Below are 24,853 nucleotides of genomic sequence, written 5' to 3'. Positions count from 1 at the left end.
GATTATTGCAGATGGGGAGCGGTGGATGGGGACACGGCTGCAGTGCCCGGTCGGTAACCCGAATACGGACCAGGCGCTGCAGCCGCGTTCACTGACGTCGCCGCGGGGGCGACATCAGTGAACGTGTGTGGGCCGCGTCGGTGCGTGAGGCGGTCATCCGAGGGTGACGCCGCGGGCTCGCATGAACAGTTCGGGGTCTACGCGGGCGCCGCCGGTGCGGGTTTCGTAGTGGGAGTGGCAGCCGGTGGAGGCTCCGGTGGTGCCGACGAGGGCGATGATCTGGCCCGCGGTGACGGTTTGTCCGGCGTCGACGAGGAGGGTGGAGTTGTGGGCGTAGCCGGTCTGGATCCCGTTGCCGTGATCCAGGAGTACCCAGTTGCCGTAGCTGCCGAAGGCGCCTGAGTAGGAGACGGTGCCGTTGGAGGCGGCGGCGACGGGGGTTCCGCAGCTGGCGACGATGTCGGTCGCGTAGTGGAAGGGGTTCACTCCGGCGACGGGTTGTTGAGGGCGGGGTCCGAAGGGGCTGCTGATGCGACCGGAGACGGGCTTCACCCATCCCTGGGAGGAGGGGCCGGTGACCGGCGCCCCGCCACCTGCGGGTGCGGTGCCTCCGGCCGGAGTGCTGCTGGCTGGCGCTGCGGCGCGGGCAGCTTCGGCGATACGGGTGGCTTCGGCCTGGGCGGCGATGCGGGCGGCTTCCTCGGCTGCGCGGGCTGCTTCCGCGGCGCGGCGCGCGTCCTCGCCTGTCTGGTAGTCGGCTTCGGTCGCGGCGCGGTTCTCGGTGAGGACGGCGAGTTGGCTGCGGAGGGTGCTTTCGTAGTCCTGCTGTTGCTGCACTCGGGTGTCGGCGGCCTCGCGCGCGGCGATCGCGTCGGCGAGAGCGGCGTCCGCGGCGGCCGCGAGATCCGCGAGAGCGTCGCGGGCGATCTCTGCCTGAGCGGTGAGGGCGGTGGCGGTGTTGGAGTCGGTACGGGCGGTCGTGTAGATCGCGTCGGTCTTCTCTGTCAGCTTGGTCATCGATGCGAGCTGATCGAGCAGGCTGCCGCTGTCGGCGCTGGTCAGCAGCGCGAGAGTGAGGTTCGTGCCGCCGGCGCGGGAGAGGGTGGACGCGAGCTGACCGGCCTGCTTCCGGGACTGCTCCGCAAGGGCTTTCGCCTCATCCGCGGCGGTCTGGAGCTCGTCGGCTCGATAGGTGGCTTCGTCGAGAGTCGCCTGCGCCTTCTCGTAGTCGGCGACGCGCGCGTCCTGAGTGCTGCGCGCGGTGTCGGCGTTGTCGCGGAGTTCGGTGAGCAGGGCGGTGATCTCCCCGATCTGCGCTTGCTTACTGGTCTCGCTGGAGCGAGCCGCTTCGACGTCCTCCCAACTCGGATACTCCGCCGCCATCGCCGGAGCGGGAGTGAGAACGGCCAGCAGGACGCTGAGGGCGACCGCGGAGACCGCGAAGCGGTTGACCCTGCGGCGCGGGGTGTGGTGGTGGCGGGTCATGCGGAGGCCTCCGTCGTGCGTCGGGGTCGTCGAGCGAGGTTGAGGAGTGCGCTGGTGGCCAGGGCGGTGACGGTGGCGGCGATGAGGGCGACCGCGCCCGCGCGGCCCTGATCGAAGAGGACGGCGTCATCGGGGTAGAGCATCGCTATCCACCACGACGGCGCGAGGATGCTGTCGGTGTCGCGCAGCGTCCAGCCGAGGATGAGGAATCCGGCCACGGTGGCGAGCAGGGTGAGCAGCTGCTCGATGGCGTCGCTGGTGCGTCCGGGGCGACGGGAGAGGGCGGTGGCGAGCAGCAGCCCTGTGGTGATGCTGGTGGCGATGATCGCGGCGCGCCCCTGGTAGAAGAACAGCGACCACTGCAGCCAGTCAGTGCCGTAGTACGCGGCGAGATTCGCGAAGAACAGGACCACGGCGACGCTGGGCCGCCGCAGCACCTGCCCGAGGATCCCGGGCCGGCGTGAAGCGCGGGCGTGAGTGAACGGCGGCAGGTGTGCGGCGCGGTTCGCGCGGTGAAGGTCGACCGGTCTCCCGGCGACGAGCAGCGCGGGGACGACGGCGGCGAGAAGCAGGTGCTGTCCGAGGAGAGTGCTGAGGTGCACTTGCGCGTAGACGCCGGGTCCACCGTTCGTCGCCCAGACCAGCACGACAGCGCCGGCGCACCAGGCGATCGTGCGCCGGAGAGGCCAAGTGCGTCCGATGCGGCGCAGCTGGGTGAGGGTGCGCAGGTACCAGAGGGCCACGGTCACGGCGGCGGCGAGGCCGATCCAGTCCAGGTGCCAGGAGGTGAACAGGCGGCCGACGGTGACGGGGTCAGGGTAGGGGTAGCCGAGGAGGTTGCGGCGGGGATCGTTCACCGTCGCGTCACCGATCGGGGTCTCAGAGAGAGACAGCGCCACGGACACGCCGATCGTGGCGGCCATGATCACCAGCTCCACCGCGGCGAGGCGCAGGAACGCCCGGCGACGCCGGCTCTCGACTCGCAGGCTGGGCAGCACGCGGGTGCGGTGCCACGCGCCGATAGCCCCGAGTGCCAGCAGGGCGGTGGTCTTGATGATCAGCAGCGTCCCGTAGGGGGTGGCGAGATCGGTGGGGTCGGAGAGGCGGAGGGAGGCGTTGATGATCCCGGAGAGGGCGACGGCGGCGAACGCGAACCCGGCGACCCGCGAGTACCGTTCGGCGACGTCGGGCAGGGCCGCGCCGAGGCGTCGGGCGAGGAGGGCGACGCCGAGCAGGCCTCCAGCCCACAGGGTTACCCCGATCAGGTGCACGGCGAGGCTGTTCACGGCGTTGATGTGCTCGTCGGCGCCGGCCGCGTGACCGGTCAACGCGAGCGGGAGCAGCGCGAACAGGGCGAGCGCGAACGCGGCGATGCTCCACGCCCGGTCGGGGGTGAGCAGGGTGATCACGTGCACGGCCGTGGCGGCGGCGAGGGAGAGCAGCAGGACCTGACCGAGCTCGAGCTGGGTGATGTAGAACCACAGCTGCGCGGGGAACGTGGGGGAGCTGACGGGGGCGCCGATCGCGTTGGCGACGGTGAACACGAGGACCGCGGCGGCGGAGAGGACCCAGGCGGCCGCCGCCCAGGACGCCCACTGGATCGCCGTCTCCCGGACCGCGTCCCCGGGACGGTTCGAGCGGGGCAGGAGAAGGGCGACGAGGAGCAGGCCCACGGTGAGCGTCGCGGCGAGGTCGTGCAGGACGCGGGCGAGGGGCAGGCCGCGGGTCGCGACGACGCCGGGGTCGATGAGGAGCCGATCGGGGTCCAGGGCGCCGGTCGCGGCGAGGGCGAGCAGTGCGGCGCCGGCTGCGAGGGGCGCGCCGAGGATCAGCGCGACGCGGGTCGTCCGTGAGGGGCGCTGCGGTGCGGCGTCGAGGGCGGTGTGTGTGCTGGGCACTGCGGGGTGGCTCGTCTCGTCGATCGGGGAGGTCCGGTGGGGGTGCGTCATGGGCGGGGTCAGATGGGGGTGACGAAGCCGTTGATGAGGTTCTGGAGGCGGTAGATCCCCTCGGTCCACAGGCCTGTGAGCATGGCGATGCCGATGAGGATGAGCAGCGCTCCGCCGAGGAGGTTGATGGTGCGGATGTGGCGTTTGAGGAACGCTGTCGCGGTGCTCGCCCAGGAGAAGCCGAGGGCGATGAGCAGGAACGGGATCCCCAAGCCGAGGCAGTAGAGCAGCCCGAGAAGGGCGCCGCGGCCGGCGGAGGCGCCGTCGAGGCTGAGGGCGGAGATCGCGGCGAGGGTGGGGCCGAAGCAGGGCGTCCAGCCCAGGCCGAAGACGACGCCGAGAAGGGGGGCGCCGAGCAGGCCGGTCGCGGGTTTCCATCGCGGCTTGATGGTGCGTTGCAGGAAGCGGATCTGTCCGATGAACACGACGCCCATGAGGATCACGAACGCTCCGAGGATCCGCGTGATCACGTCCTGCCACTGCAGCAGCCACGTGCCGAGGGCACCGAACGCGGCGCCGTAGGCGGTGAACACGACGGCGAAGCCGCTGATGAACAGTCCCACCCCGAGCAGCAGCCGGCGGCGGCTGCCGGTGGCGAGGTCGGGGTTCCCGCCGATGTAGGCGAGGTAGCCGGGAACGAGGGGGAGCACGCACGGAGACGCGAAGGACACCAGTCCCGCGAGGATCGCGATGGGCGCGGCGAGCAGCAGCTGGCCGGCGAAGACGGTCTCGCTCCAATTCACGAGGCCGACTCCGCGATCGTGTCCGCGATGAGGGTGTCGAGGATGGAGCGGGCGGTGACTCGTCCGAGAATGCGGGACGCGGGACGCCCCTCCGCGTCCAGGACGATGGTGGTGGGGACGGCGTTCGCAGCGAACTTCCCGGAGAACGCGAGCTGCGCGGCCGCGTCGACGTCGACGATCGAGGGGTAAGTGATGCCGTACGTCTGGGCGAAGGCGGCCGCGGTGTCGGCCTGGTCGCGCACGTTGACGCCGAGGAACTCAGCACCCTGCCCGGTGTACTGCTCGAACAGCGCCTGCAGATCGGGTGCCTCCGCGCGGCAGGGGGCGCAGGCGGCGTACCAGAAGTTCACGACCAGGACCGTCCCGCGGTAGTCCTCGGCCGTGATCGTCTCGCCCGTCTCGCTGAGCCCGGTGAACTCCACCGGCTCGCCTCGCGTCTCGGCCGGCCACTCGACGACGGTCCCGTCGCCGGCGACGTAGTTCTTGTTCGACCCGGTCCGGTACTGCTCCGACAGCTCATCCTGGGCGCAGCCGGTCGTGGCCAGCGCGACGGCCGCGACCACCGGCAAGGTGAGCAGGGTGCGTCGCGGGACGCCGGTCACGAGGCGAGCGCGGCGTCGAGGGCCGCCTTGATGTCGCCGAGTCGTTGAAGATCGATCGCCTCGTCGTTGACGAAGATGGTGGGGGTGCCCTGCACTCCGAGGTCCTGACCGGCCTGGAAATCGAAATCGACGCGCTCGGCGGTGGCCGGGTCAGCGACGTCGGCGTCGAACTGGGCCATGTCCAGCCCGAGCTCCTCGGCGAAGCCGCGGAACACGTCGGCCTTGGAGTCCTGGCTCTCACCCCAGCTGGCCTGCGTCTGGAACATCCGGTCGTACATGTCCTCGAACCGGTCCTGCTGCGCGGCGGCCTCGACCGCGATCGCCGCGTTCTTCGAATTGCGGTGCGAGGGGATCGGGAAGTAGCGGGTCGCGAACGTGACCCGGCCGGCGTACTCCTCCCGCAGTTCCTCGATGGTCGGGTACACCTGCCCGCAGACTTCGCATTCGAAGTCGAGGAACTCCACCAACGTCACCTCCCCGTTCTCGGCGACGTCGAGACGGTGGGTGTTCTCCTCCAGGACCGCGGTCGTCGCGGCGACCTCCTCGCGTGAGGGCGAGAACGGGCGGAACGTTGTGATCGCCGCGATGACCGCGACGATCAGGACGACGGCGCCGATCGCGATGAGGTTGACCTTGGTGCTGGTTTTCATGGGGTGCTTTCTGTCAGGCCGGAGGTCGGCAGAAACGGTGGAGCAGGGGATGCTCGGGTCAGGGTTCGCGGGAGCAGTCCGTGGCGGAGCGCTCGTCGGTCTCGGTGTGGGAGGTGCGGGGGAGGGTGTGCACGAGGACGGTGTGACCGATGTGCTCGAGCCCGCGTTCGAGGAACTCGCGCACGTGCTCGTCGGCGATCGTGTACGACGCGTTCCGGCCGGTACGGTGCGCCTCGACGACGCGGTGCGAGCGCAGCAGCCGCAGCGCGTGCGAGGTCGCGGAGGGGCTGAGGCCGCTGTGCTCGGCGAGCTCGCCGACGGTGCGGGGGCCGGGGAGCAGGGTGATGAGGATCCGCAGGCGTCCGGGATCGCCGAGGAGCCCGAAGACGTCGGCGAGATCCTCGATCATCGAGGTCGAGGGCATCGCGTCGACAGGAAGCGCGGTGACGGGCGCTGCGGGCGGGGAGTCGGGGGTGTCGGTGCTCATCGGTGCCTAGATCAGGTTCGTGGTCTCGGAGAACTCTTCGGGCTCGCACTGGATGGTGACGTGCTCGATGTGGTGGGTGTCCTTGAGGACGACGAGGACCCCGGCGAGGACCTTCTCGTAGTCGGCGCCGCGTTCGAGGACGATGTGCCCGCTCGCGCTGTCCATCCCGGAGGTGATGGTCCACACGTGCAGATCGTGCAGCGCGACCACGCCCGGCACGGCGAGGACGTCGCGCTGAATGGCGGGCATGTCGACGTCGTCGGGAGCGGACTCCATCAGGATCCGCAGCGCCTGGCGGGTGAGGTTCCAGGTGCGGGGCAGGATGAACAGTCCGATGCCGACACCGATGATCGGGTCCGCGTACGGCCAGCCGGTGGTGAGCAGGATGATCGCGGCGACGATCACGCCGACGGATCCGAGCAGGTCGCCCATCACTTCGAGGTAGGCGCCCTTGAGGTTCAGGCTCTCCTTCGATCCCGCCATCAGCAGCCGGAAGCTGATCAGGTTGATGATCAGCCCGATCACCGCGGTGATCAGCAGTGGTGCTCCCGGGACCGAGGGCGGTTCGGAGAAGCGCTGCACGGCCTCGAAGATCACGTACCCGGCGACCGCGAACAGCAGGATCCCGTTCGCCAACGCCGCGAGGACCTCGAGCCGGTAGAAGCCGTAGGTGCGCTGTGAGGTCGCGGGGCGGGAGGCGAGCGTGATCGCCGCCAGCGCCATCCCGAGCCCGAGGACGTCGGTGCCCATGTGGGCGGCGTCGGAGATGAGCGCGAGCGAGTTGACGGAGAACCCGACGACGAACTCGACCACCATGTACGCCGCCGTGAGGCAGAACGCGATGACGAGGGGCCGGCGGTGCTTGCCGGCGGCGGACACGGCGGACCCGTGAGCGTGATCAGATCCCACGAGCACCACCCTCAATAACTGCATGAATGAACATATGAACAGTCTTGCATTTGTCGGTGGGTCGCGGTGCGGTTCTATCCCGCATTGTTCGAGAGCCAGGCGTAGGGGTCGATGGGGTCGGTGCCGCCCGCCCACACCTCCAGGTGCAGGTGGGGGCCGGTGCTCTGGCCGGTGGAGCCGACGGCGCCCAGACGCTGACCGGCCTTCACGGGTTGCCCTTCGGAGACGGTGAGGGATCCCCACTCCATGTGGGCGTAGAGGGTGCTCACGAGTTCGCCGTCGACGACGTGGTCGATGACGGCGTAGTTGCCGAATCCGGTGTCGGTCTCGCCGGTCTCGCGGACCACGCCGTCGGCGACGGCGCTGATCGGGGTGCCGGCGCCGGGGGTCATGTCCAGGCCTTTGTGGAAGGTGGAGCAGCCGCTGCACGGCGCCGCCCGGGGGCCGTAGTCATCGGAGATGCGCACGCCGACGGGGAAGGGCCAGCGCACGGAGCCGCTGGAGAGCTCGGTCGCCGTGGATCCGGTCTCGGTCGCTGCTTCCGAATCGTCGTCGGTCGCGGCGAGGGCGTCCATGGCGCCGGTCGTCTCGGTGGTGACCTCGACGATGCGTGCGGGTGCAGCGGCGGCGGTGAAGTTGTCGCGGATGACGATGCTGTCAGGCAGGTCGGAGGCGACGAAGGCTTGCGCGCTGACCGCGGCGGCGACTCCCGGGGTCTGCGAGGCGGCCGCGCTGGAGGCGGGCAGCAGCGTGCCCGGGAGGGCCATGACGGTGGCGAGCGCGATCGCGGAGAACGCGGCCGCCGCCGGGAGGACTCGGCGGGAGATTGGTTGGGGCTGCGGCGTCGGACGGGCCGGTCGGCGACGGGGCGGGCGGGTTCGGTGTTCGAGCGCGATGGCGGCGCGGCGGGTTCCGGGGGTGGGCGGGGGAACGGAGGAAGAGAGGGGCATTGCACGTCCAGGGTCGGCGAGAGGTCGGTCGTCGTGACCTGACTCCGTGTCGCGGGCGCGCAAGTGCGCGCCGATCGAGACGGGGCTCAGATCGGCGGCGACGGCCTACAGCCGAAGAGGGACGCAGCTGGCGGAGAGGCTCAGCCGTGCTCGTGCAGCGGTCGTGAAGAACGACGGTGCGGATGCCGGCGGTGCCGTGCTGGCGATGGAGCCCTGCCCGGGCCGTGCGCGGGCGGCGAGGGCGACGACGATCACGATGACCGCGCAGACGACCGCCAGCAGCGCGCACAGTTCAGCGACACCACCGAGCGTCGCCGCATCGGTGAGCGCTGTCACGCTCGAGGTGAGAACCTCGGCGTCCCCCGCCGTCGTCGCGGCAGCGGCGACCGTGGTGTCGGCGGGGACCGCGTCGTGGAGGCGCTCGAGGGGATGCCCGAGCAGCAGCGCGAGCGCGGTGAGGACGACGAGGAAGAGCAGCGTGAGGGTTCGCTGCACACCAGCGCGCGAGGCGTCTGGTTGCAGGTTCGTCACGATGGCATCTTTCCGGTGGCGTCGAAGAAGCCTGCGGTGTAAGCAGGCAAATTTCGACGTAGCGTACCAAGAACAGCTGGCGGCGGCTACGAGGTTCAGGCTCGAAGATCATCAGCGAGGCGGATCGTCAGTCGCTCCCGTCTCCTCGTCTCCCTCCCCGGGGGCGCCCCCCGATGATGAAACAGGACGACTCTGATGCCGCTCCCTCTCCCCGCCCGACTGCACCGCCCCGTCCTGCTCGGCGTCGCTCTGGCGGCAGCGGCGACGCTGGGCCTGGTCCTTCCCGTCGCGCCCGCAGCGGCTCACACCGGCGTGCAATCCAGCAGCCCGTCCGCGGATGCGACGGTGACCGTGGCGCCCTCGGAGGTGACTCTGACGTTCGGGCACGAGGTGGGCTCCGACCCGACGAACAACGTCTCGCTCGTGCAGGTGGTACGCGAAGGGGATGACCTGTTCTACTCCAACGGCTGCGCCGAGGTCGACGCCGAATCGGTGACGACCGGTGTCGCGCTGGGGGAGAGCGGCCGCTACCTGGTGGCGGCGAAGATCGTGACCGCGGACGGGCACGTCTCCACCGCCGAGTACGGCTTCACCTACGACCGGCCTGCGGATGCCGTGGCGAAGACCGGCGTCTCCCAGCCTCCCGTCTGCGGCGGCGACACGTCCGCGTCGGGAGCGCCGGAGTCGCTGTTCGCCCCCTACGAAGCTCCCATCCCCACCATCGTCCTGGTCGGGATCGCGTTGGCGTTCTTCGCGCTCCTCGCGGTCGTCGTCCTCTTCCTCGTCCGCCAGGCAGCACCGCGCCCCGCCGGGTCCGGCGGTGAACCGCCGACCACGGAGTGAGCGGTCAACCAACCGGTCGCCGGCGTCCTCAGCCGGCGGTAACCCGAGTCGGCGCCGCCGCGCTGTGCGCGGCGGCTCTCGCCGGTGCGCTCATTGATGCCGGATTCCCCGGCCTGAGTCTGTGGCCGGCGACTCTCCTCGGCGTCGCACTGCTGCTGGCGCTGCTGCGCGGCCGGACGGTCCGGGTCGGCGCTCTGCTCGGCGCTGTCACGGGGACGGTGTTCTACCTCACCCACGTCTCATGGACTTCGGAGTACCTCGGCCCTGTCCCGTGGCTGGCCCTGTCGCTTCTCGAGGCGGCGTTCTTCGCGGCCGGTGCAGCGACGATTACCCTGATGTGGTCTTCGATCGAGCGGTTCTGGCCGACCCCAGCGGGGCGGCTGCTCTTGCTACCGGCGGGCGTCGCGGGCGTATGGGTGGCGAGGGAAGTCATCGCCGGGTCCTGGCCGTACGGCGGCTTCGCGTGGGGCCGCCTGGCCTACTCGCAGTCCGAGAGCCCGCTCGCTCCGCTGATCGCCTGGGTCGGCGTGTCCGGATTCAGTTTCGTGCTGGTCGCGTGCCTCACCTTCCTGCTGCAGCTGCGACAGTTCCTGCCCGACCGGCCCGCTGCGCTCGGAGCGGCGGCGACGGCGATCGCGCTCGTATGGGTGGCGGTGCCGGTGTGGGAAGCGGCGCCGACCGGGCAGCTGCGGGTCACCGCTGTGCAGGGCGCGGGACCCGCCGGCTACTTCGACCGGCGAGGACCCGGCGAGCTGCTGTCCGCGCAGATCGACGCGACCCCGCGGGAGGCGGGGGTCGCTGATGTCGTGCTGTGGCCGGAGAACAGCATGGACGAAGACCCGCTCGCCGACCCGGCGACAGCGCGCCGGCTCTCCGAGCTCGCCGAGACCCTCGACGCCCCCCTGGTCATCGGCGCGATCACCCGTCGCGATGACCGCTACTACAACAGCTCCCTCGTGTGGACTCCGGAGGGTCCCGACGGTCTCTACGACAAGAAGCATCCTGTGCCGTTCGGGGAGTACGTTCCCGATCGCGCGTTCTGGTCACGCCTTGCACCGGATCTGATCGGTCTCGTGCAACGCGATTACGAGATCGGTGCACTCTCCCCGGCTGTCGCCGTCGCAGGCACCATCGCCGGGGTGTCGCTGTGCTTCGACATCGTCGATGACCATCTCTTCGACGAGATGATCGCTGGAGGCGCACAGGTCATCTTTGCGCAGACCAACAACGCCGATTTCGGGCGCACCGACGAGTCCGCGCAGCAGCTCTCGATCGCCCGCGTCCGGGCGATCGAGACCGGACGAGCGATCGTGAACGTCTCGACCGTCGGGCAGAGCCAGACGATCCTCCCCGACGGGTCCACCGGAGCCCGGATCCCCGCGTTCACGCCCGGCGCGTTCACCGACACGGTGCCTCTGAGCGCTGCCGTCACCCCGGCGATGTCCCTGCGCACCCTCATCGGAGGTGCCATCGCGCTCAGCGCGCTCGCACCACTGCTGACCGGGGCTCTCCTGACGCTCACGCGCCTGCGTCAGCGCGGGGAGGGTGTCTGAGGGTCGCTTCCTCGCCGGTTCAACTCCTGCAGGTAGGCGTTGTAGGCGTCCAGGTCAGGGGTTCCGTGCTCATCCCCAGCGCGGTCGGCGGCGCGAGCTGCCCGGGTGTCGTCACGCTGCCACCGCACCAGGAGCAGCAGCACGATCAGCAGGCTCGGCAGCTCGCCGTACGACCAGGCGAGAGCGCCGGCGATCTGCTGATCCGCGATCGGGTCCACTCCCCACGACGCGGGAGCCTGGAACGCACCCACGAACGCGGTCGCGGACATCATCACGATGACCCCGAAGAACGCATGCAACGGCATCTCCGCGAACAGGTCGAACATCCGCCCCAGATGCGTCTGCCGTACCGGCAGCGGATCCGCTGACAGCAGCGGAACGGCGAACACCACTCCCGCCGCCAGGAACAGCACCTCCACCGCGAGGTGACCGGCCGCGCTGTCCAGCAGGAGATCGTCGAGATCGCTGAAGTAGAGGCCGTAGAACAGCAGCAGGAACAGCGGGATCGTGAACCCCGGATGAAGAAGCACCCGAACGGCGCGCGAGCGCAGCAGACCCAACGCGGTCACGAGCACCATCCGTCCCGGCCATCGGTGCGGTGTCGTCCGCAGCAGAAGCGTGCCGGGTGAGCCGAGGACGAGAAGCGGCGGGATGGCCATCATCAGCGTCAGCTGCTGAAACATGAACACCGAGAACATCTCCCGGCCGTAGTCCTCGAGCCCGCTGGCCATCGTCGCCACGAGCAGTCCGCACCCTGCGAGGAAGCTCCCCGCGCGCCACCACGGCCACCGCCGCCGCGTCAGCCGGAGCCGCGCGACCCCGAGGGCGTAGACGCCGGCCAGCAGGATGCCGAGAAGCCCCCAGAACCAGAACGCGCTCGCGGACACCGTGAGGAAGGTGTCCATCGAGGGTGGCGCGTCCGGGAGGCGCGAGAGGATCGGCGGGATCGTCATCAGCGTGCCCTCCTCTGTCGGTCGATCGCGAAGGCGGGCCCGCCCCGACGGGACGAGGCGGACCCGCAGGTCAACTGCGCCGTCGCATCCGGCCGATCACGAAGACCGTGACCGCCGTGGCGACCGCGATCGCTGCGGCTCCGATGGACAACCCAGCGAGCAGCCCGGTCGCGTCGAACCCGTCCCCGGAGGAGGCGGCGGGTGCCGCGTCGGTCGTGGTGTCGCTCTCGCCGTCACTTCCGCAGCGGGGCGCCGTCTCCGTTCCCTCAGCGGCGGAGGCTGCCGCGTCGGGCGCGTAGTCGAAGGTGTAGCTGTCGGAGGTGGGGTGACCGTCGGAGGACACCACCTGCCACAGGACCTCGTACTCGCCCGCCGCGCCCAGAGCCGCCGGCACCGAGACCGAGGATCCGTCCAAGGCGACGCACCCCTCCGAGTAGTAGCGGCCGTCCGGGCCGATGACCTGGATCGCGAACGCGGTGTTCGTGCCTCCCAGATCCAGCAGCGTGTCGTTGAAGGTCAAGGACACGCTCGTTACCTCCGCGGCCGTCGCGTCCGGCGCGGGGCTGCTTTCGAGCACCGAGTCGTGGGCGGCCGCGGGGGTCGCCGCGGCCACACCGAGCAGCAGCATCACGGCCGTCGCGATCGCGGCCCGCCCCGCGAAGCGACGGGTCATCCGCGCGCCCGCTTCCGGCCGAACAGCGCGATCGCGCCCAGCGCGGCGCCCACGACTCCCAGCAGCAGGGCCGCGATACTCAGCCCGAGAGCCACGCTGGCCTCCACGCCCGGCGCCTCGGTGGTCGCCGCGGCGGCGTCCGCGTCGGCAGGATCGGTAGCGGCCGATCCTGCGTGGTGGTCCTCAGCCGGCTCGTCCTGGACGTAGAGCACCGGAGCGGACTTCAGAGAGGCGTCGGCTTCGACTTCTTCCGCGGTCGAGACCCAGTCGACGCTCGTCCCGTCGCTGTACGACTGCACGGCCGGCAGCAGCAGGCTCCCCGTCTCCGGGATCGGACCCAGCGAGACGGTCCACTGCATGAACTGACCGGGCTGGATCTCGCTGCCCGCTTCGGCGGTGAAGACGATGCTGGTCGGCGCTTCGGTGATCTCGTTCCCGCCGACGGACACCGGCTCCGGCAGTGTGCTCTCCACGACGGACGTGCTCCACCCCGGGGTGGGCAGGTAGCGCACCGACACGATCGGGGTGCCGGTCGGCAGTGACACGGTGACCGCCGTGGTCACGGCGGTCTCGGATTCGTTGACGGCCTTGAAGGTGAAGTTCTCCGACGCGCCCGGATCGGCCGTGTTCGGGGTGATGCTGACGTGCGCGGTCGCCGTGAGCGGCGCGGCCAGCGCCAGGGCGATGCCGGCGGTGATCGCGGTCACCGCGGTGAGGGTGGTTCGTGTCGACAAGAGGAAGGCTTTCCGTGATGCGGGCGCGCCGAAGCGTCCCGAGAAGGGTGAGAAGAAGGTGCGGCGGTGGCTGCGCTCAGGCAGCAGCGACCGGCGGACCCCGATGCCGCATCACGGACAAGGACACGAGCCGCGGACGTGTGCGCGCGGACGAACTGAATGCCGGTAGTTCACGGCGCGGCGTCGGCTCGCTCGGGCCGGCCAGGAGCGCCCGGACCGTCTCGAATCGGCGCCGGGCCAGGATGCTCCAGAACGCCCGCTCACCCTGGCGAAGCGCGAAGATCGTCACGATCGCGGCGAGCAGGTGCGCTCCCCACATGACGGTGTCGTGGTCCGTGTGGGCTACCGAGGTCGCGAGATCCAGGACGGGCACGCTCGCGTCCTGGTGGTGCCCCGCCGAGACCGTGCCCGACCGGGGAGCAGGGATGGTGTCCGGGTTTCCCAGCATCATCGTCGCATGGAACGCGAACTGGCTGGAGAGAATCGAGACGCTCAGCCGGACCAGCGACAGCCGGCGCCCGGCGAGAGCGACACAGACCGGGACCGCGAACGCCAGCGCGAGGAGCACCCCGACACGGCTCGGAGCCGTTCCGTCGGCGACGGAATGAGAGAAAAGGGCGACGAACGTCGCGACGAGCGCGGCGATGACACCGCGGACGGTCCGCGAGCTGCGCGTCGTCATCACATCACCCGTCCGCTGGAGCGGCAGGACCGCCGAGTCGCGCCCTGCCACTACCGCAACAGGGTACTGGCCTCACCCGAAGGCCTCTTGCCGCCTCGAGGGTCCCGGTCATGACCTCGAACTCAGAGCTCGGCTGGTCGCGTCCTGGTCTGCCTTCGCGGACACGAGCGGGCTACCGCGGCGGGCGGCTCGGACTCCGTTCGCGATGATGACGACCTCTGCGAGCTCGTGCACCAGGACCACTCCGGCCAGGCCCAGGACCCCGAAGAGCGCGAGGGGGAATAGGACGATGATCACGCCGAGCGCGAGGACCAGGTTCGCCGTCATGATCCGCCGGCCCCGGTGGGCGTGCAGGAGCGCGGCGGGGATCAGGCGAAGATCGGTGCCGGTGAACGCGACGTCTGCGGACTCGATTGCGGCGGCGGAGCCGGTCGCGCCCATCGCGATCCCGACGTCCGCGCTCGCGAGCGCGGGAGCGTCGTTGATGCCGTCCCCGATCATCGCCACTCGCCGGTGCCGGCGGAACTGCTCGATCGCGGCCGCCTTGTCGGCGGGCTTCTGCTCCGCACGCACCTCCGAGATCCCTGCTTGAGCGGCGAGTGCACTCGCGGTGCGGGTGTTGTCACCGGTGAGCATGAGCGCGCCGATGTGGTGGCGCTTGAGTTCCGCGATCGTCTCGGCTGCCTCGGGCTTGAGCTCGTCCCGGATCCCGATCACCCCGAGAACACTGCCGGCGCGTTCCACGACGACGGCCGTCATTCCCGCGGCCTCCATCGTTTCCCTCTGCGCGGTCAGCGCGCCGGGGATCCAGCGGGGGCTGCCGATCCGGACCGGGGTCCCCGCAAGGGTGCCAGTGATGCCGTCGCCGGGATGCTCGGTGACATCCTCGATCGGCGCCGGTGCCGGTGATGCGGCGAGGATCGCCGCGGCGAGCGGGTGGGTGCTGTGCGCTTCCAGGGAGGCGGCGACCGCGAGTACGTCCTCGCGGGCGACGCCGGGGGCGGTCGCGACGTCGGTGACACTCGGGCGGCCCGCGGTCAAAGTGCCGGTCTTATCGAACGCGACGACCTGCACCGTACCGAGGCGCTCGAACGCCTCCCCGGACTTGATGATCAGCCCGAAGCGACTGCCCGCGCCGATCGCGGAGATGACCGTCACCGGCACTGCGATCGCCAGAGCGCACGGGGACGCCGCGACCAGGACCACGAGGGCCCGCTCGGTCCACGTAGTCGGGTCTCCGATAAGGACGCCGAACAGGGCGATTCCGGCGGCGAGCAGGAGCACGGCCGGGACGAGGGGCTTGGCGATGCGATCCGCGAGCCGGGCGCGATCGCCCTTGCGGGCGTGGGCCTGCTCGACCAGGTGCACGATCGTGGTCAGGGAGTTGTCCGTCCCCGCGGCCGTGGCCTCCAGCTGTAAGGCGCCGCCGCCGTTGATCGCCCCTGCGGGCACCGTGTCACCGGGACCGACCTCGACGGGGATCGACTCGCCCGTGATCGCGGACGTGTCCACGCTGCTGCGCCCGGATACGACCACTCCGTCTGTCGCGACCCGGTCGCCGGGGCGGACGACCAGGATGTCGAGCTCCCGCAACTCGCGGGCGGGAATCGTGACCTCGCCGTGCAGACGCGACACGATCGCGGTGTCCGGAATCAGATCCAGGAGCGCGCGCAGGCCACCGCGGGCCTTGTCCATCGCGCGGTCCTCGAGCGCTTCCGCGATCGAGAACAGGAACGCCAGCGCCGCCGCTTCCCCGACATGCCCCAGGAGGACCGCGCCGACTGCCGCGATCGTCATCAGCAGACCCACGCCGAGCTTCCCGCGCAGCAGCCGCCGCACGGCGCCGGGAACGAACGTCGACGCTCCCGCGACCAGGCTCGTGCCGAGCACGATCGTTCCCGCGAGCTCGAATCCCGTCCACTCCAGGACGTACCCGATGAGCAGCAGCACACCGGCCGCGACCGGGATCACGACGTTCAGGTCCCGCCACCACGGCACCGACTCCTCCGGCTCGCCGCCATGGTCGTGCTCGTCGTCGCGACCGGCTGCCTCGTGACCGGCAGTCTCATGCTCGTGATGCCCGGTCTGCTCGGTCGGACGCGCGCCGAGTGTCAGGGCGACCGGCGCGTCGTCGACGGCGCAGCACGTGTCCTCGGTGCGACGAGGACGCACCACCAGAGGGCGGCGCGGTGTGGTCGGCTCGTCGCCGCCACAGCACTCCGCGCTCACTCGGACACCCCGCAGCACAGCGGGACATCGCAGTTCTCGTCCGCGCACTCGACGCCGTCCTCGACCGCCAAGACGACATCCAGCATCGCCAGCAACGCCTTCGAGAGATGCGGATCCGCGATCTCGTACCGAGTACTCCGACCCTCCGGGATCGCCGCGACGATCCCGCACCCGCGCAGGCACGTCAGATGATTCGACACGTTCGAGCGCGTCAGCCCCAGAGACTCGGCCAGCTCGCCCGGATGACCCGGCTGCTCGATGAGAGAGAGCAGAATCCGAGAACGGGTCGGATCCGCCATCGCCCGACCCAACCGGTTCATGACGTCCACACGCGAAGCAATAGTCAGCATACGCTGACCATACAGCAAGCGCTGTCATGTGAGCGGTGCGCTCCGGGGGCTAGGAAAGGGACGGTGTACTGTTGCGGCCGACATAGGATCGCCGGATGAGCCGACCGAACAAACGCCGGCGCCGTCCCAGGAACGCGACCGCTCCTCGCCCGAGCACCCCTCAGAACTCTCTGCGGACCCAGACCTCCCGGTACCCCGATCGCAGCAGGGCCAAGATGGCTCTCGCGCCGGGGATCATCCTCGCGATCGTCCTGCTCGCGGGTCTCGCGCTGGTCGGCACCGACGAGTACGTCTTCGTGCTCTACACCGTCGCGACCCTCGCCGCGGTGATGTCCTGGTTTGCGATCCAGGCTCGCGCATGGTGGTGGCTGATCGGGTTGATCCCGATGGTGGCCCTGTGGAACCCGGTCCTTCCGTTCGCGTTCCCCGACGTCATCTGGTCCTCGCTGCACCTGATCGGAATCGGCATCGCCGTCGCCGCAGGGCTGATCATCCGCGTGCCCGTGAAGGACTGAGCTCCGAGCGGGAAACCGAAGAAGGGCCGCCCTCGAGGGGCGGCCCTTCTCGTGTCCACGCGCCGCAGCAGCGGGCGAGGTGGGATCAGCGGATCAGCGGTTGCGGATCTGCTCGAGGACCTTGCCGGCGATGTCCGCGGCCTTCTCCTTGGTGGTGGTCGTCTTGGTGGGTTCGGTGACGGTGAAGGGCAGGGTGATGGCCTTGCCGGTCTGATCGCCGGTCACGGTCACCGAGTAGTCGCCCGGGGTGGTGGGCGCCTTCGCGGTGACGGTGAGGCCGCCGTCGATGAGGTCGCGCGTCGCGGTCCGGTCGGTGAACAGCGGTGCGGAGCCGATCAGCTGCGTGTCGCCGTTGAAGTCGGCCGCGGTGAGGGTGATCTCCTCACCGGGCGTGAAGGACGTACCCGACAGGCTCGCGGTGGCGTTGAAGCTGAGGTTGCGGATGTCGCGGTCCAGGCCGAGCGCGTTGGAGATGGTGAAGAACGTGTCGGTCTGGTCGGTGAGGCCGGCGACGTTCGCCGCGCCGGGTCCGTAGCCGGCGATGCGCAGCTGCGAGCCGGTGTGCTGCTGCGAGCCGCCCTCGGCGGCCGTGCCGTAGGACACCTTCATGGTGCTGCCGTCGGCGGTCTTCAGCGCGGTGCTGAGCGAGGTCGGGGGAGTGGAGTCGACGATCTGGCTGGAGTGCGCGTGGTCCGCGGTGACGATGACGAGGGTGTTCCCGTCGGCCTTCGCGAAGGCGAGCGCGGCCTGGACGGCCTCGTCGAGGTCGACGGTCTCGCCGATCTGGCCGCACGCGTTGGCGGCGTGGTCCTGCTTGTCGATGCTGGCTCCCTCGACCTGGAGGAAGAAGCCCTTGTCGCCGGTGTTGAGCAGGTCGATCGCCTTCTCGGTCATCGAGCGCAGCGTGGGCTGCTCGGCGGGACGGGCGGGGTTGGCGACGCAGGTCTGCGGGGCCGCGTCGCCGCCGCCGACCGTGGCGGGCGTCGGTGCGTAGCGGACGGGGAGGTTGCCCGCGCCGAAGAGACCGAGGACGGGTGCGTCCTGGTCGGCAGCGGTCAGGGCCTCGAGCTGCGCGGCGGTGCCGGCCGTGGTCGCGTCGCCGAGGACCTGGTAGCCGCGGTCAGCGGCCTGGTCGAAGAGGGTCCGACCTGCCCAGTCGCCGGCCTTCGCGACCTGCGCGAAGCTCGCGGAGCCTCCGCCGAGGGTGACGTCGGCGCGGGTGCCGAGGATCTGCTCGCTGATCGAGCCGAGTCCGCCGTTCTCGAGCGCGTCGTTGCCGCAGGTGGGGCTGTCGGGGCCGTAGCAGCTGCGCGCGTCGACGTGCGCGGCCTGCACGGCGGGGGTCGCGTCCTGGACCTCGGAGGTGGTGACGTTGCCGGTCTTCAGGCCGTTGGCCTTGGCGATCTCGAGCAGCGTGTCCTGGCGCTCCTGGTCGATGTCGACCGAGACCGCGTTGTCGTACGTCTTGGTGCCGGTGGCCCACGCGCTGCCGGTAGCGGCGGAGTCGGGCACGTAGTCCGGAGCGCCCTTGACGGCGCCGGTGGCCGGGTCGTCGGCCCGGTAGAGGGAGTACGTCGTGTACTGGCCGGTGATGGGGAGGGCGTCGATGCCGGGGAGGCGGCCGGCGGCGCCGTACTCGTAGTTGCGGGCGATGGTGATCTCGGAGTCGCCCATGCCGTCGCCGATGAGGAGGATGACGTTCTTCGCGTCCTGCTCCTTGATCTCGGCGCGGAGCGAGTCGGAGAGGTCGGCGTCGACCGGGGAGATGCGGGCGGCTCCGCCCGTAGTGCTGAAGTCGGCGTTGCCGGCGGCGGTGGCGATGCTCGGAGCGGCGAGGGCCGCTCCGCAGATCAGTGCGGCGGCTGAGAGGGCCACCGCGGAACGTCCGCGGGGTGCGGAGCGGAACAGTCGGGTCACGTCGTGTTCTCCTTGAAGATATGGGGGAGCCCCGAAAGGGGCACCTCCAAGCACACCGCTGTGAGGGACCTGAGTGGGTAGACATCGCCTGCCTATGGGGTGAACGTCTGGAATCGGACGGTCATCCCCGGCTGGGTGGTCACGTGCTGATGCCAAGCCACCAGCGGAAGACGGCTTGCGGCCACCTATCCCGGCGAAGTTACTCCTGCCGGTTCTTGCGTTCCCCCCAGGGGTAACGTCCTGCTAGTGTCGTGTTGTGGCCGAGACCGAAGAGCGCGATGCAGATGGGCTGTTGCGGCAACTCGTCGCGTCCGTGTCGGCGATCCCGGATCCGGTCGAGCGGGCGAGTGAATGCGTGCGCGTGGGGGAAGAGGTGCGGGGACTTCACTCGCAGCTGGCTGTCGTGCGGCGGCGGGCGATCTATGAGGCGACGCTCAAGCCGGGAGCGACGGGACGTAGTGTCGCGGCCGAGTTGGGAGTGAGCGCGAAGACCGTTTCGCAGGCGTCGGCGGAGTATCGCCGCGCCGATCTGGAGATGCTGCGTGACCTTGTCCTCGCCGCCAAGGCCGGGAGCCAGGAAGATGCCGACGTCGCCCATGCGGAGGCGATGCTCGCGAGTACGACCGCGGTCGGTGTTCTTGCCCATATCATCGCCAAGCTGTCTGGCCAGTGGTACCAGGCGGCCGAGTTCGATTCGGACGATGACCACTGGTGGAAGATCCACGATGGTTTCGAGCGCGCCAAATACCTCAGTGAGTTGGCGGGCTTGGAGAGGTCCCGACCCCCCGTCACGAATGAGGCGGAGGAGGACGACCCGCACACTCCTGCGGTGCTGCGGTGGCCGTGCAGGCTTCTCAATGCCATGCCCGGCATCAGAGCATCCGCGACGATCGACGAGCGCCGAGGGCGCCCGGTCTGGACTCTCTGGTGGGGGATCAAGTCGGCTGACAGCCACGTCGACATCTTCTCCGCTGGCCCCTCCGGTGACGGGTGGCTGGTCACGGAATGGCTCGTCTGGCTCGTGCGGGACTACCGCATCGCTGGCAGGTCGATCGTTTCGACGGTGACCGCTCCTCCTCCGATGATCAACGAGCCGGGCAACATGCTGACGTTCACGATCGAGGCGCCCCTCGATGGCGAGGACGCCGTCGATCCGCATGAGTTCGGACGGTCGATCGTCACGCTGTGGGGTGGGGCAGGCAGTGGACGCGACAGGACCGGCTACTTCGAGATCGACTGGCCTCCCGAGGACGAGACGTGAGTGCCGCCTCCGTCTTCGTCGACGAGTCGAAAGCAAAGGATTATCTGCTGATCGCAGCGGCGATCGTTCCCCGTGACATTGCGGAATCTCGGCGGGCCGTCCGCGCTCTGCTTCTTCCCGGGCAGTCTCGCCTTCACATGAAGCAGGAGAACGAGTCTCGAAAGCGGCTCCTGCTCGACACGTTCGCCACCCTGGACACAACGGTGACGATCTTCCGCGCTCCGCGGGACCTCGGCAGCGAGGTTGTCCGCCGTCGACGCTGCCTCGAGGAACTCGTCGGGACCATCGGCCCCGCCGGAGGGCGCCTCTGCCTCGAGCGTGATGAGACGCTGGTCGCGCGCGACAAGCAGTGCATGATCGAGGCGACCCGCCGCTCCGGAAGTGTCGGCACGCTGGAGTACTGGCATGAGTCCGCGGCCAGCGAGCCGCTGCTCGCGATCCCAGACGCCGTGGGGTGGGCGTGGGCTCGCGGCGGCGACTGGCGGCGGCGCGCGCAATCGATGATCAGCAACGTGATCGACATCACGCCCTGAATGCGCGAAACCCGAGCGCCGCGTCCATTCCGGACGGGTCTCGGGTTCACTTCCCTAGGCTCAACGCCCCGGGCCCCGACAGTCTATATCTCGTCTCCCCTACGAGCTACAGACAGTCCTGCTCTGCTGTCCGGGATGCTGCTGGTGCGGCTGACGCCGAGCATTGGCCACGTCATCGTCCTCGCGGGCGCTTGCCGGCGGCGCGTCCGACCGGTTGCCTGCAACGGCGCTGCTGCTGATGCTCGCGCGGATCCTGCTGCTGATCGTCGTGTCGCATCTCAGGGACTGTCCGGCGCGAAGACTCTCGACTTCCCGGAGGTAGCCCCGTGTCCCCAGCGGTTCCAGGCCGCGATGTAGATCGCGAGTCCGGTGACGAGCCCTGCGATCACCCACAGCACGACGAGGTAGTCGATCCAGGAGCCGACCGGGGGCGCGCCGGGGAGGAAGTTCCGCAGCGGGATGACCGCGAAGAGCATCGCGCCGATCCAGCTTGTGAGGGTGGCTTCCACCCTCCGGCGGCCGGTGTAGGCGCTGATGGCGACGAACAGGACGAGCACAGGGGTGACCGCCATCAGCCCGAGCAGCACGATCCCGAAGGCGACCGTGCTCGCCGAGCGGGTCGCGGTGATCTCCACTGAGGGCAGCGGTCGATTGCCGTCAGCGGTGGGCACGGTGTTCGCGGGGTGGTCGATCGTGCCGGTGTGCAACTGCCATCCGGGCACAGCGTTGTCGAGGCAGACCCGGGTGGGGAGAGCGGTGTGCTCGTGGCCGTCCTGATGGTCGTCTTCCCCGGTGAAGGCGAAGGTTGTGAGGTCGGCGCGGTAGCTGTCGAAGGGCCACTCTTCGACGGTTCCCTCGGCGTAGTCCGACTGCACCGAGCTCTCGAGTACCTCGCCCGATGGGAACGTCAGGACGCTCGCCCCGTCGACCGGGAAGGTCACCAGGCTGATCGTCTCGGTGGCCGTGTATCCATCGGAGGAGGTGAGGCCTTCCGACGGCACCAGGGTCATCTGGAACTCCAGCCGCTGGCGGGCCGCGTTCACCTCTGCCGGCTGCAGCTTCACCGTGACGGGGTCATCGCCCGCGATGACCGTCTCGCAGGCTTCGCTGGAGTCCCGAATCCCTCCTGCGTACGTCAGCACGACCGTCGCGTACAGGAATACCGCCGCAAGGACGGCAGTCACGACCGGCCACCGACGACGCGTTGGACGAGGGCGGGCATCGATCATTCGCCGAGCCTAACGAGCCACTACTCGTGGTCCAGGACGCCGTGGGTTGGTGTGGGCTCGCGGCGGCGGCGCGCAATCGGTGAGCATCGGAGTGCAACATCACACCCTGAACGCGCGAGGCTCGAGTGCCGCGTCCATTCCGGACGGGTCTCGGGTTCACTTCCCAAGATTCAACGTCCCGGGGCGATCTGCAGACGGGTCAACTAGCGCTGGAGGTCAAGAGCGGACGAGCCGCGCGATGGCGTCAGAGGCTTCTTGCAGCTTGATCTTCGCGTCGTCGCCGCCGGCGGCAGCGGCCTCGAGGACGCAGTGATTCAGGTGGTCGTTCAGGAGACCGAGTGCGACGGATTCGAGGGCGCTGGTCATCGCGGAGATCTGGGTGAGGATCTTGATGCAGTACTGCTCGTCCTCGACCATGTTCTGCAAACCGCGAGCCTGTCCCTCGATGCGGCGCAGCCGACGGAGGTACTGGTCCTTGTCGGAGATGTAGCCGTGGGCGCCGGTGATATCGGCCTGCTCGCTCGTCTGCTCGGTCACGGTGTCCTCATCCCCCTGGTGCTGGTGCAGCTCGTCCGCTGCTGCGCGGGGCGGACGGGTACGGAGGGGCTTTTCAGCCGCTCCGGCTGCTTTCTGCATACTCTAGGGGGGTATGCGTGGGTGTCCCTTCTGATGCCTTCGAACGAGTGACGTGCGGTTTCGGAGGTGTGGATGATGAGCGGCAACGTCGTTTCTTCGCTGTCCACGCCGCTGACGCGCGCGGTGGTCGTGGTGCTGACGCTGGCCGCTCTGCTGCTGGGCGTGTTCGCGATGCACTCCATGATGGGCAGCCATTCCGACGCCTCTCTGTCCGCAGGACACACGCACGCGCAGACCGATGCTCACGCCGACCCGGTAGCTGCGTCGACGGGCGGGATGGCTCTTGCGGCCGGCGCCGATCAGGGCGCGGTCGTGCCGATGGTGCCGTGTGATGACAGTTGCGCGATGGGGTGCGCTCTGATGGCGGCGACGTGCGTCATCGTCTTCTTCCTCGCCTCCCTGATCCTCCTGGCCCGGGTGCCGGCGCTGTTCGCACGCGTGCTGGACGCCGGTCCTCGTCTGGCGCGGCTGGTGCCGCGTGCGAGGTTCCACGTGTATCTGCCGTCGTTGACGGTGTTGTCGATCAGTCGTACCTGATTCGCCCTGTCGTCGCAGCGTCCGCTGCGACCTCATCACCGCGCCCGCAGGGTGCGGTTCCGGCGACTCTCTGCAACCGACTGAACGGATACGACACTCATGAACACCAAGCGCACTCTTCTCGCCTCGACTCTCGCTCTGGCGACCGCGATCACTCTCTCCGCCTGCTCGGACAGCTCCTCCGGGACGAGCGGCATGGAGGGGATGAGCGACAGCAGCTCGTCCGCGTCTGCCGCACCGTCTTCGTCGTCCGCGTCGTCGGCGGAGGACTTCAACGACCAGGACGTGACGTTCGCGCAGATGATGAAGCCCCACCACGAGCAGGCGGTGGAGATGGCCGACATGATCCTCGCGAAGGACGGCATCAGCACCGAGGTGACCGACCTGGCGACGCAGATCAAGGAAGCGCAGGGGCCGGAGATCTCTCAGCTCGAGGAGTGGATCAGCGCGTGGGGTGCTGAGGGCTCGATGTCGGGCATGGACCACAGCATGGACGGGATGATGTCCGACGAGGACATGTCTGCGCTGGAGAGCGCGACCGGCGCCGAGGCGGAGAAGCTGTTCCTTGAGCAGATGATGATGCACCACGAGGGTGCCGTGGAGATGGCGCAGACCGAGGTCGATGAGGGCCAGAACGCGGACGCGATCGACATGGCCGAGATGATCGTGCAGACGCAGACGGAGGAGATCGCGACCATGCAGGATCTCCTCGCGTCCCGCTGACCCGTCTCCCCTCTCCACCCCTTTCCCTCTCTTGGGCGGGCGCAGCGCTGCTGCGTCGCGCCCGAGCGCGCGCGCTACCGCCGCGCCCCGGTGGGGGTCGCCGTACCTGGCGATCCCCGCCCCTTTTCTTCTTCGCGCCCGTCGAGGGCGCTCGAACCAGAAACATTTCCCATGCACCACATTCCTCTTCACCCTCGTCCGCTTCGGTCGGGAACTGCCCGGTGAACGCCGCGTCGATGAGTGACCCGCGCCGCCGTGACCTGCACCGCACCCGAACCCGCACCCGCGAAACGTCCCCGCGGCAGGCCGCGCTAACGCTCGGACGCCGGGTGACGTACACGGCGCCCTCCCGCGCGGACGCTCACGCGTTGCAGCAGGCCGCGCGCGCGGCGGCCCGTCCGCGACCGATCCCGCCGGGCACGGCCACGATGCGGCCGCGTCTGGCTGGGATGTCCGCGATGACTCTCGTCACGATGATCGCGGTGACCTCCTCGATGCCCGCGTTCGCCGTCGAGAGCACCCCGACCACGACCGCGGCCCTGGCCGCCGCGAGCGAGGTGCAGCCGCAGACGTTCGTCGCGGCCGGCGCGGTGCAGCTCACCGTCACCCGGGACGCGTTCGGCGCCGAAGCTAAACCCGAAGTATTGGTGACCGCCGCCGTCGCCACGGAACTCGTGGACGACGCATCAGAAGATTCCGCCGCGTCCATCGAGGACAGCGGTATCGCGGCTGCTGCCTGGCGGGTGCCGGTCGCGGGCCGCATCTCAAGCACGTTCGGTCCTCGCCCGGATGCTCCGGTCGCGGGAGTGAGCGCGTTCCACAAGGGCACCGACCTCGCCGCCCCTTGCGGAACCCCCGTGGTCGCGGCGACCGGCGGCACGGTCGAGGAAGCCGGGTACGCCGGCAGCTACGGCAACTGGGTCCTGCTGGAGAACAGCGACGGCATCGAGACCGGCTATGCGCACAACAGCGACCTGCTCGTGAATGTGGGCGACACGGTCGCCGCCGGCGACCTGATCGCACTCGTGGGCTCCACCGGGGCCTCGTCCGGCTGTCACCTGCACTTCGAGACGCGCGTGGACGGCAGCCCCGTGGACCCGGAAGGCTTCATGAGCGATCTGGGGGTCGGTCTTGGCTGAGTCGCATGCCACGCCCGCATGGGGGGCCGTCGTCGTCATC

General features: G+C 69.6%; 26 protein-coding genes. 8 read left to right on the top strand and 18 right to left on the bottom strand.

Annotation, left to right across the window (positions count from 1 at the left end):
- Positions 1-153: 153 nt before the first annotated feature.
- The 9 genes from MT355_RS20870 to MT355_RS20830 form a co-directional block, all read right to left on the bottom strand.
- Positions 154-1,485, bottom strand: a complete 1,332-nt coding sequence (locus MT355_RS20870) for a M23 family metallopeptidase (protein ID WP_243601013.1) — start codon at positions 1,483-1,485, stop codon at positions 154-156.
- Positions 1,482-3,383, bottom strand: a complete 1,902-nt coding sequence (locus tag MT355_RS20865; RefSeq protein ID WP_243601012.1) for a cytochrome c oxidase assembly protein — start codon at positions 3,381-3,383, stop codon at positions 1,482-1,484. The genes MT355_RS20870 and MT355_RS20865 overlap by 4 nt, the downstream gene beginning before the upstream one ends.
- Before the next feature lie 59 nt (positions 3,384-3,442).
- Positions 3,443-4,177 (bottom strand): cytochrome c biogenesis CcdA family protein, encoded by a 735-nt coding sequence (locus MT355_RS20860; RefSeq protein ID WP_132438434.1) that lies wholly within the window; start codon positions 4,175-4,177, stop codon positions 3,443-3,445.
- Complete coding sequence (locus MT355_RS20855; RefSeq protein WP_243601011.1) at positions 4,174-4,779, bottom strand: TlpA disulfide reductase family protein; 606 nt, start codon at positions 4,777-4,779, stop codon at positions 4,174-4,176. Before MT355_RS20855 ends, MT355_RS20860 begins: the two co-directional genes overlap by 4 nt.
- Positions 4,776-5,429 (bottom strand): thioredoxin domain-containing protein, encoded by a 654-nt coding sequence (locus MT355_RS20850; protein WP_243601010.1) that lies wholly within the window; start codon positions 5,427-5,429, stop codon positions 4,776-4,778. The genes MT355_RS20855 and MT355_RS20850 overlap by 4 nt, the downstream gene beginning before the upstream one ends.
- A gap of 58 nt (positions 5,430-5,487) precedes the next feature.
- Positions 5,488-5,916: a helix-turn-helix transcriptional regulator gene (locus MT355_RS20845; protein ID WP_243601009.1), complete on the bottom strand. Its 429-nt coding sequence runs from the start codon at positions 5,914-5,916 to the stop codon at positions 5,488-5,490.
- A gap of 6 nt (positions 5,917-5,922) precedes the next feature.
- Complete coding sequence (locus MT355_RS20840) at positions 5,923-6,825, bottom strand: cation diffusion facilitator family transporter (RefSeq protein WP_056045871.1); 903 nt, start codon at positions 6,823-6,825, stop codon at positions 5,923-5,925.
- A gap of 74 nt (positions 6,826-6,899) precedes the next feature.
- A complete protein-coding gene (locus tag MT355_RS20835; RefSeq protein ID WP_243601008.1) occupies positions 6,900-7,592 on the bottom strand; it encodes a M23 family metallopeptidase in 693 nt (230 codons plus the stop codon).
- 288 nt (positions 7,593-7,880) lie between these two features.
- On the bottom strand, positions 7,881-8,270 hold the full coding sequence (locus MT355_RS20830) for a hypothetical protein (protein ID WP_243601007.1): 390 nt from the start codon (positions 8,268-8,270) through the stop codon (positions 7,881-7,883).
- Positions 8,271-8,501: 231 nt separating this feature from the next.
- On the opposite strand from MT355_RS20830, the gene MT355_RS20825 reads away from it, so the two are divergent.
- Entirely contained in the window at positions 8,502-9,149 is a 648-nt protein-coding gene (locus tag MT355_RS20825; protein ID WP_104349528.1) for a copper resistance CopC family protein, read from the top strand.
- Entirely contained in the window at positions 9,146-10,702 is a 1,557-nt protein-coding gene (gene lnt / locus MT355_RS20820; RefSeq protein WP_243601006.1) for an apolipoprotein N-acyltransferase, read from the top strand. Before MT355_RS20825 ends, lnt begins: the two co-directional genes overlap by 4 nt.
- Here the strand turns inward: lnt and MT355_RS20815 are convergent.
- The 6 genes from MT355_RS20815 to MT355_RS20790 all read right to left on the bottom strand — a co-directional run bounded on the left by MT355_RS20815 (position 10,681) and on the right by MT355_RS20790 (position 16,323).
- Positions 10,681-11,655, bottom strand: a complete 975-nt coding sequence (locus tag MT355_RS20815) for a cytochrome c oxidase assembly protein (protein WP_104349530.1) — start codon at positions 11,653-11,655, stop codon at positions 10,681-10,683. The genes lnt and MT355_RS20815 overlap by 22 nt on opposite strands.
- A gap of 70 nt (positions 11,656-11,725) precedes the next feature.
- The gene (locus MT355_RS20810) at positions 11,726-12,328 is read right to left on the bottom strand and encodes a copper resistance CopC family protein (protein WP_243601005.1); all 603 of its coding nucleotides are present in this window, start codon (positions 12,326-12,328) and stop codon (positions 11,726-11,728) included.
- On the bottom strand, positions 12,325-13,062 hold the full coding sequence (locus tag MT355_RS20805) for a YcnI family protein (RefSeq protein ID WP_181068102.1): 738 nt from the start codon (positions 13,060-13,062) through the stop codon (positions 12,325-12,327). The genes MT355_RS20810 and MT355_RS20805 overlap by 4 nt, the downstream gene beginning before the upstream one ends.
- Positions 13,063-13,138: 76 nt before the next feature.
- Complete coding sequence (locus tag MT355_RS20800; protein WP_243601004.1) at positions 13,139-13,744, bottom strand: hypothetical protein; 606 nt, start codon at positions 13,742-13,744, stop codon at positions 13,139-13,141.
- Positions 13,745-13,852: 108 nt separating this feature from the next.
- Entirely contained in the window at positions 13,853-15,742 is a 1,890-nt protein-coding gene (locus MT355_RS20795; RefSeq protein WP_243601031.1) for a cation-translocating P-type ATPase, read from the bottom strand.
- A 227-nt stretch (positions 15,743-15,969) separates the two neighbouring features.
- Positions 15,970-16,323, bottom strand: coding sequence for a helix-turn-helix transcriptional regulator (locus MT355_RS20790; protein ID WP_243588129.1), 354 nt, complete (start codon positions 16,321-16,323; stop codon positions 15,970-15,972).
- Between the two features lie 215 nt (positions 16,324-16,538).
- Between MT355_RS20790 and MT355_RS20785 the strand changes: the two genes are divergently transcribed.
- Entirely contained in the window at positions 16,539-16,838 is a 300-nt protein-coding gene (locus MT355_RS20785) for a DUF6804 family protein (RefSeq protein ID WP_243601003.1), read from the top strand.
- A 93-nt stretch (positions 16,839-16,931) separates the two neighbouring features.
- On the opposite strand, the gene phoA is transcribed toward MT355_RS20785, so the two are convergent.
- On the bottom strand, positions 16,932-18,755 hold the full coding sequence (gene phoA / locus MT355_RS20780; protein WP_243601002.1) for an alkaline phosphatase: 1,824 nt from the start codon (positions 18,753-18,755) through the stop codon (positions 16,932-16,934).
- Positions 18,756-19,011: 256 nt separating this feature from the next.
- Between phoA and MT355_RS20775 the strand changes: the two genes are divergently transcribed.
- A complete protein-coding gene (locus MT355_RS20775) occupies positions 19,012-20,016 on the top strand; it encodes a hypothetical protein (protein WP_146076629.1) in 1,005 nt (334 codons plus the stop codon).
- Complete coding sequence (locus MT355_RS20770; protein WP_104349537.1) at positions 20,013-20,549, top strand: hypothetical protein; 537 nt, start codon at positions 20,013-20,015, stop codon at positions 20,547-20,549. Before MT355_RS20775 ends, MT355_RS20770 begins: the two co-directional genes overlap by 4 nt.
- Positions 20,550-20,827: 278 nt before the next feature.
- On the opposite strand, the gene MT355_RS20765 is transcribed toward MT355_RS20770, so the two are convergent.
- Together MT355_RS20765 and MT355_RS20760 are read right to left on the bottom strand one after the other, a co-directional pair.
- Positions 20,828-21,733, bottom strand: a complete 906-nt coding sequence (locus MT355_RS20765) for a DUF4436 family protein (RefSeq protein ID WP_181068103.1) — start codon at positions 21,731-21,733, stop codon at positions 20,828-20,830.
- A 261-nt stretch (positions 21,734-21,994) separates the two neighbouring features.
- Positions 21,995-22,315: a metal-sensitive transcriptional regulator gene (locus MT355_RS20760; RefSeq protein ID WP_308197450.1), complete on the bottom strand. Its 321-nt coding sequence runs from the start codon at positions 22,313-22,315 to the stop codon at positions 21,995-21,997.
- Between the two features lie 174 nt (positions 22,316-22,489).
- Between MT355_RS20760 and MT355_RS20755 the strand changes: the two genes are divergently transcribed.
- The 3 genes from MT355_RS20755 (at position 22,490) to MT355_RS20745 (ending at position 24,813) form a co-directional block, all read left to right on the top strand.
- Positions 22,490-22,951: a hypothetical protein gene (locus MT355_RS20755; protein ID WP_243601001.1), complete on the top strand. Its 462-nt coding sequence runs from the start codon at positions 22,490-22,492 to the stop codon at positions 22,949-22,951.
- 99 nt (positions 22,952-23,050) lie between these two features.
- Positions 23,051-23,674, top strand: a complete 624-nt coding sequence (locus MT355_RS20750; protein ID WP_104349541.1) for a DUF305 domain-containing protein — start codon at positions 23,051-23,053, stop codon at positions 23,672-23,674.
- A 221-nt stretch (positions 23,675-23,895) separates the two neighbouring features.
- Complete coding sequence (locus tag MT355_RS20745; RefSeq protein ID WP_243601000.1) at positions 23,896-24,813, top strand: M23 family metallopeptidase; 918 nt, start codon at positions 23,896-23,898, stop codon at positions 24,811-24,813.
- Positions 24,814-24,853 lie beyond the last annotated feature (40 nt).

The sequence above is a fragment of the Rathayibacter sp. VKM Ac-2929 genome, assembly GCF_022815495.1.
GTDB classification, from domain to species: domain Bacteria; phylum Actinomycetota; class Actinomycetes; order Actinomycetales; family Microbacteriaceae; genus Rathayibacter; species Rathayibacter festucae.
The sequence above is the reverse complement of the archived record's forward strand: the minus strand, read 5'-3'. Positions and strand labels throughout refer to the sequence as shown.